General features: G+C 70.3%; 7 protein-coding genes. 2 read left to right on the top strand and 5 right to left on the bottom strand.

Annotated elements, in window-relative coordinates:
* Positions 1 to 71: 71 nt before the first annotated feature.
* Positions 72 to 896 (top strand): SURF1 family protein, encoded by an 825-nt coding sequence (locus GUY60_RS32440; RefSeq protein ID WP_161704407.1) that lies wholly within the window; start codon positions 72 to 74, stop codon positions 894 to 896.
* Between the two features lie 71 nt (positions 897 to 967).
* On the opposite strand, the gene GUY60_RS32435 is transcribed toward GUY60_RS32440, so the two are convergent.
* Complete coding sequence (locus GUY60_RS32435; RefSeq protein WP_312866505.1) at positions 968 to 2,062, bottom strand: hypothetical protein; 1,095 nt, start codon at positions 2,060 to 2,062, stop codon at positions 968 to 970.
* 21 nt (positions 2,063 to 2,083) lie between these two features.
* Between GUY60_RS32435 and GUY60_RS38340 the strand changes: the two genes are divergently transcribed.
* Positions 2,084 to 2,413 (top strand): hypothetical protein, encoded by a 330-nt coding sequence (locus GUY60_RS38340; protein WP_187370182.1) that lies wholly within the window; start codon positions 2,084 to 2,086, stop codon positions 2,411 to 2,413.
* On the opposite strand, the gene GUY60_RS32430 is transcribed toward GUY60_RS38340, so the two are convergent.
* From GUY60_RS32430 to GUY60_RS32415, 4 genes are all read right to left on the bottom strand, one after another.
* Positions 2,359 to 2,934 carry a SigE family RNA polymerase sigma factor gene (locus GUY60_RS32430; protein ID WP_161704409.1) on the bottom strand — a complete coding sequence of 192 codons (576 nt, stop codon included), beginning with the start codon at positions 2,932 to 2,934 and terminating at the stop codon, positions 2,359 to 2,361. The two genes, GUY60_RS38340 and GUY60_RS32430, sit on opposite strands and share 55 nt — an antisense overlap.
* 437 nt (positions 2,935 to 3,371) lie before the next feature.
* Positions 3,372 to 4,457 carry an aspartate-semialdehyde dehydrogenase gene (locus GUY60_RS32425; RefSeq protein ID WP_161704405.1) on the bottom strand — a complete coding sequence of 362 codons (1,086 nt, stop codon included), beginning with the start codon at positions 4,455 to 4,457 and terminating at the stop codon, positions 3,372 to 3,374.
* Entirely contained in the window at positions 4,457 to 5,749 is a 1,293-nt protein-coding gene (locus GUY60_RS32420) for an aspartate kinase (protein WP_161704403.1), read from the bottom strand. The genes GUY60_RS32425 and GUY60_RS32420 overlap by 1 nt, the downstream gene beginning before the upstream one ends.
* Positions 5,750 to 5,985: 236 nt before the next feature.
* Positions 5,986 to 6,249, bottom strand: a 264-nt coding sequence (locus GUY60_RS32415) for a L,D-transpeptidase (protein ID WP_161704401.1), incomplete at its 5' end; no start/stop codon positions are given.

Genomic DNA, 6,249 nt, shown 5'->3' with positions numbered 1-6,249 from the left:
ATCCCCATCCCCGTCCCCCCAACCGGTACCCAGAAAGGGATGGCGTGGGGGCGCACCGTACGGTGGTAGGCGTGTATCGGTTTCTGCTGACTCCGCGATGGTGGGGGATCAACCTCTTCCTGGTGCTGGCCATCCCCTTCTGCGTGTTCATGGGGTCCTGGCAGCTCGGGCGGTTCGAGGACCGGGTGGAGAACCATCAGGCGGCCGAGAAGCACACCGCTGAGGCGGGCAAGGGGCCGGCGCGGCCGCTGGCCGAGTTGCTGCCCGTCGACAAGGAGACCTCCGGCGAGCGGGCCACCGCGACCGGCCGCTGGGAACGCCAACTCCTCGTGCCCGAACGGGAGTTGGACGGCAAGCAGGGGTTCTACGTACTCGGTCTGCTGAAGACCGACGGAGGCAAGACGCTGCCCGTGGTGCGCGGGTGGCTGCCCGGCACGGCCGCCAAGGGGAAGGCTCCCGAGGTGCCGTCCGGCGAGGTCACGGTGACCGGCGCCCTGCAGGCCTCGGAGAACTCCGGCACCGACGGCGTGCACAAGGCCGGCGGGCTGCCCGACGGCCAGTTGGGCATGATCAGCGCGGCGTCCCTGGTGAACCTGGTGCCGTACGAGGTGTACGACGCCTGGGTCACCGTCGACCGCGCCACCGACGGGATGGCGGTCGTACCGCCGAGCGCGCCGCAGGGCAGCGGACTCGACCTGAAGGCGTTCCAGAACCTCGGGTACACCGGGGAGTGGTTCATCTTCGCCGGGTTCGTGCTGTTCATGTGGTTCCGGCTGTTCCGCCGCGAGGTGGAGTTCGCGAAGGACGCCGAGCTGGGGCTCGTACCGCCGCCGGATGAAGGGGCGGCCGCGTCCGTAACCGAGGAGTCCGTAACCGAGGAGAAGGCCGGAGCGTAGCGCTCCAGCCGGCCCCGGACCTCAGCCCTCAGCAGCCCCGGCCCCACCTATCTACCCACGCACCCGCAGGCTCAGGACGCCGCGAGGATGCCTGTTCGGTAGATCGTGCCCGCGCAGCCGGCGATCGTGGTGGCCGCGCTGGGGGCGCCTGGTTCTGCCGTGTGCGTGACCGAGACGGTGCCGTCGGAGGGGCCTTCGGCGCCGCCGAGTTGGGTCTGTGTGCCGCTCTGCTCCGTGCCGCCGCTGGCGCCGTCGCCCGTGGGTGTCGGGTCCGGGGAGGCGCCGGGGCCGGGGCAGTTCTCGGACGGCACCCAGGCGAAGCGGACCTCGTAGGCCATGCCCGGCTTGAGGACCAGGGAGATCGGTCCGGTCGCCGGGTCGGGCAGGCGGTTGGCGGCGTCGCCCGAGGAGTGGTCCACGACGTTGATCTTCGCCGGGTCCGCCGCGCCCTGGGCGGCGAAGACGACGCTGCCCGCGCCGCCGACCGTGCACTCGGCGTCGGAGGTGTTGGCGATGCGGAACGTGCCGTACACCTTGCCCTCGGCGTCCGCAGGTTCGGCGGTCGCGGTGGCGCTGCCGAGTTGGGCGGCGTCGCAGGTGGTGGCCGTGACGGCTTCCGTGGCCGTCGGGTTCGCCCCGGCGGAGGTGCCGGTGCCGGGCTCGGTGCTGCCGTCGCCCTTGCCCGTGCCGGTGCCGTCGCCCTTGCCCTTGCCGCCCGTGTCGTCCTTGCCGGAGGGCTTGTCGCGGCCCTGGTCACCGCCGCCGGTCTGCTCGGTGGTGCCGGTGCCGCCCGGCACCTCGGAGCTGTGGCCGACCGCCGAGGGGTGGTCGTCGTTCGCGCTGGGCGAGGCGGCGACATGTACGAGGGCGGGGACCGCGGTGCCGATGAGCAGCGCCACGGCGGCGGCGCCGACTACGGCCTGGCGCTTGCGGGCCCGGCGTGCGGGTACCGCTCGGCGCAGGCGGTCGAGGGCGGCGTCGGAGGGTTCGAGGTCCTGGACGGCGCCCTGGAGGAGGCGGCGCAGGGCCAGTTCGTCGGCGCCGGGCTCGCCCTCGGCCGCGGGAGGGAAGAGTTCCTCGGGGGCCGAAGGGGCGTCCGGAGTCTTCGGAGTGTTCGGAGCATCCGGAGTGGACGGGGTGCCGTGAGGACTGGGGCCGCTGTTCACCGCTTCGTTTCCGCTGTGCTGGTGTCGCTGGTCTCGTGCGTCCCGCGCATCACGCAGGTGCCGCAGGTCGGCCGGAATGGCAGGGGTGGCAGGGGCCGACGGTTCGTCGTGATCGCGTCGGCGGTCACGCTCAAGGTCGCGGTCAAGGTCACGGTCACCGTCACGCCGGTCGCGCCCCTGCTCGTACGCACCGTGCTCCGCACCGCTCCCGTCAGACGCCCCGCTCCCGTCAGACGCACCGCGCCCGCCGGACGCCCCGTGCTCGCCGGACCCCGCATCGCGCTCGTGGAACTCGCTCATGCCGGTGCCTCCATGGCGACGCGCAGGGCCGCTATGCCGCGCGAGCCGTAGGCCTTCACCGAGCCGAGGGAGATGCCGAGGGTCTCGGCGACCTGGGCCTCCGTCATGTCCGCGAAGTACCGCAGCACGAGGACCTCGCGCTGGCGGCGCTGGAGGCCGCGCATCGCCTTGATCAGGGCGTCGCGCTCCAACTGGTCGTACGCCCCCTCCTCCGCGCTGGCCATGTCCGGCATCGGCTTGGAGAGCAGCTTCAGGCCGAGGATGCGGCGGCGCAGTGCGGACCGGGAGAGGTTGACGACGGTCTGGCGGAGGTAGGCCAGGGTCTTCTCGGGGTCGCGGACCCGCTTGCGCGCGGAGTGCACGCGGATGAACGCCTCCTGCACGACGTCCTCGCAGGACGCGGTGTCGTCGAGGAGCAGGGCGGCGAGTCCGAGCAGCGAGCGGTAGTGCGCGCGGTAGGTCTCGGTGAGGTGGTCGACGGTGGTGCCGGATGCCATGGCTTCGTCAGCGCCCTCGCGCCGGCCGGTCATTCGGCCGGGCCGCGTCGCGGGCATGGGCGCGATCACCGGCATGCCGCCGCGTTGCGGCCGCACGGCTGCGCCGCGGGCCATCGGGAACTCGAGTACCTCTGCCACGCTTGTTGGACACGCTTCCCCCCGTCAGGGTTGTACGCATCGGGCCACGCATTTCCCGTGTGCTCCACCGGTGCCGCGAACCGCGCCCCTGCTGATGCGCCCCAAGTCGTCATGCGTACCAGCTTCTTCCCCTGCGCCCCGAAATGCCCCGTCAGTGTGCGGTAGCTCGGAAGACCGACCGCAAAGACGCCCCCCGACCCCTGCCCGGTTGCAGAGAATCCCACGGAATGCGCGGGCTTCGGGGAGCGCGCCGTCGTACGGGACGACGGCCCAGTTCACATGGCCTGGACCAGTAAGTTGGACACACAACTTACACACTTCACACAGGGTCTTCCGCCGGAATTCAACGCGAACTATCCGGCGTAAAGGGCGAATTACGACAACTCGGCCGCGATAAGTTCCGCGATCTGTGCCGTATTGAGGGCGGCGCCCTTGCGCAGGTTGTCCCCGCAGACGAAGAGTTCGAGCGCTGTCGGGTCGTCGAGCGAGCGGCGTACCCGGCCGACCCAGGTCGGGTCGGTGCCCACCACGTCGGCGGGCGTGGGGAACTCACCGGCCGCGGGGTTGTCGAAAAGAACGACGCCGGGCGCCGTGGAGAGGATCTCGTGGGCGCGGCCCACCGTGACCTCGTTCTCGAAGCGGGCGTGGACGGTCAGCGAGTGGGTCGTGACGACCGGGACGCGGACGCAGGTGACGCTCACCCGCAGATCGGGCAGGCCCAGGATCTTCCGGGACTCGGCCCGGACCTTGAGCTCCTCGGAGGACCAGCCGTCCTCCTGCGCGGAACCGGCCCACGGCACGACGTTGAGCGCGATCGGCTCGGAGAAGGGGCCGGTGTTGTCGCCTACGGCCCGCCGCACGTCGCCCGGTTTGGTGCCGAGGTCGGTGCCCGCGACGAGGTTCAACTGGGCGCGGAGCGCGTCGATGCCGGCGAGTCCGGCGCCGCTCACCGCCTGGTACGAGGAGACCACCAGCTCGCGCAGCCCGAACTCGGCGTGCAGCGCGCCCATCGCGACGATCATGGAGAGCGTCGTGCAGTTCGGGTTGGCGACGATGCCGCGCGGACGCACGCGCGCGGCGTGCGGATTGACCTCGGGGACGACCAGCGGCACGTCCGGGTCCATCCGGAAGGCGGCCGAATTGTCCACGACCACCGCGCCCTTGGCGGCGGCGATCGGCGCCCAGCGCGCGGAGATGTCGTCGGGTACGTCGAACATCGCGACGTCGACGCCCTCGAAGGCCTCCTCCGTCAGCGCGACGACCTCGACCTCGACGCCGCGTACGAGCAGCTTGCGGCCGGCCGAGCGGGGCGAGGCGATGAGCCGGATCTCGCCCCAGATGTCGGCGTGCTGGGACAGGATCGAGAGCATGACCGTGCCGACGGCCCCGGTCGCCCCGACAACCGCCAGGGTGGGTCGGTCGTGGGAAGCGGCGCCCGGGGCCGGCGGCACAGGTGTCATCAGCGGCCGGTACCCCCGTAGACCACGGCTTCTTCGGAGTCGTTGTCCAGGCCGAAGGAGGTGTGCACGGCCTGCACGGCTTCCTTGACGTCGTCGGCGCGGGTGACGACCGAGATACGGATCTCCGAGGTGGAGATCAGCTCGATGTTCACGCCCGCGTCGCTGAGCGCCTCGAAGAACTGCGCCGTGACACCGGGGTTGGTCTTCATGCCGGCGCCGACGAGGGAGATCTTGGCGACCTGGTCGTCGTAGCGCAGCGAGTCGTAACCGACCGACGGCTTGATCTTCTCCAGGGCGGCGGTGGCCTTCTTGCCCTCCGCCTTGGGGAGCGTGAAGGAGATGTCGGTGAGGCCCGTGGAGGCCGCCGATACGTTCTGCACGATCATGTCGATGTTGATCTCGGCGCTCGCGATGGCGCGGAAGATCGACGCGGCCTCGCCCGGCTTGTCGGGGACGCCGACGACGGTGACCTTGGCCTCGGAGACGTCGTGAGCGACTCCGGAGATGATGGCGTGCTCCACCTGCTCGGCTCCCTGTGCAGACTGCGCTGATTGCGGTCGTTCGTTACTGACCCAGGTGCCCGGCAGTCCGGAGAAGGACGACCGTACGTGGATCGGGATGTTGTACCGACGGGCGTACTCCACGCAGCGGTGGAGCAGCACCTTCGAGCCGGAAGCGGCGAGCTCCAGCATGTCCTCGAAGGAGATCCAGTCGATCTTGCGGGCCTTCTTCACGACCCGCGGGTCGGCGGTGAAGACGCCATCGACATCGGTGTAGATCTCGCACACGTCGGCGTCGAGGGCGGCCGCGAGGGCCACCGCCGTGGTGTCACTGCCGCCGCGCCCGAGCGTGGTGATGTCCTTGTTGTCCTGGCTCACACCCTGGAACCCGGCGACGATGGCGATGTTGCCCTCGTCGACGGAGGTGCGGATCCGGCCCGGCGTGACATCGATGATGCGCGCTTTGTTGTGAACCGAGTCGGTGATGACACCTGCCTGGCTGCCGGTGAACGACTGGGCCTCGTGGCCCAGGTTTTTGATCGCCATGGCCAGCAGGGCCATGGAGATCCGCTCTCCCGCGGTCAACAGCATGTCGAGCTCTCGACCGGCAGGGATCGGCGAAACCTGCTCGGCGAGATCGATCAGCTCGTCCGTCGTGTCGCCCATCGCGGAGACCACGGCAACCACCTGGTTGCCGTTCTTCTTGGCCTCGACAATGCGCTTGGCGACCCGCTTGATGCCTTCGGCATCGGCTACGGAGGAGCCTCCGTACTTCTGCACGACAAGGCTCACGTGCGCTCCTCGCTCATTTCATGGTGCGGTCGGCTCAGTTTAACGAGCGGCCGGATGTCGCCTCGTATATATCGCATCGTGAGATGTCCCGCTCACGAAGTGATCATCGAGGCCCCTGTCGTCCCGGCCGCTCCAGAACGGCACATGCCCGCTGCGGACCGCCCCACTCCGGAAAGTGGGGCGGGTCACAACGCGGCGGCGGCCGTGGGCAGTAGTTCCGGCCACCGCCCGAGGCGCTACTTCAGGCGGGCCGGACGGGCGCCCCAGACATACACGCGATCGCCGCTCCGGGTGCGCTGCCACAGCGTCCGGGCGTCGTCGTGCATCAGGTTCACGCAGCCGTGCGAGCCGCGCCCGGTGTGGACGTAGCCATAGACACCGTGCACGGCCTGGCCGCCGCTGAAGTACTGGGCGTACGGCATGGGCGCGTCGTAGATCCGTGAGCGGTCGTCCTCGACGCGGCGGTCGATGCGGTGCCAGCCGGTGCGGGTGGGCAGGGC

The organism is Streptomyces boluensis (assembly GCF_009908195.1).
Taxonomy (GTDB): Bacteria; Actinomycetota; Actinomycetes; order Streptomycetales; family Streptomycetaceae; genus Streptomyces; species Streptomyces boluensis.
The sequence above is the reverse complement of the archived record's forward strand: the minus strand, read 5'-3'. Positions and strand labels throughout refer to the sequence as shown.

What these genes read in the sequence shown, in the direction of transcription:
- GUY60_RS32430 (WP_161704409.1), bottom strand. Translation starts at nt 2,934, where the DNA reads ATGCCGGTGATCGCGCCCATGCCCGCGACGCGGCCCGGCCGAATGACC.
- GUY60_RS32425 (WP_161704405.1), bottom strand. Translation starts at nt 4,457, where the DNA reads ATGACACCTGTGCCGCCGGCCCCGGGCGCCGCTTCCCACGACCGACCC.